General features: G+C 74.8%; 1 pseudogene. It reads left to right on the top strand.

Going from position 1 to position 226, the window contains the following annotated elements:
* A pseudogene (locus FJ658_RS16390) lies at window positions 1-226 on the top strand (MMPL family transporter); the annotation flags it as partial.

Raw genomic sequence — 226 nt, 5'->3', positions numbered from 1 at the left:
CGCTCGGCCTCACGCAGCTGAAGGCGGACGGGGTCGCCCAGTCCGAGCTGATCCTCGGACCGTCGCAGGCCCGCGACGGGCAGGAGCTGCTCGGCGAGCACTTCCCGGGCGGCTCGGGCAGCCCCGCGATCATCGTGGGCGCCGAGGGCGACCTGACCGAACTGGCCGACGCCGCGCTCGCCGTCGACGGCGTCGACTCGGTCGTGGCGCTGTCCGACAACTCGCC

This window comes from Schumannella sp. 10F1B-5-1 (assembly GCF_006517535.1).
Classification (GTDB): domain Bacteria; phylum Actinomycetota; class Actinomycetes; order Actinomycetales; family Microbacteriaceae; genus Schumannella.
Note: the sequence above shows the minus strand (reverse complement) of the source record. Positions and strands in the feature narration are given on the sequence as shown.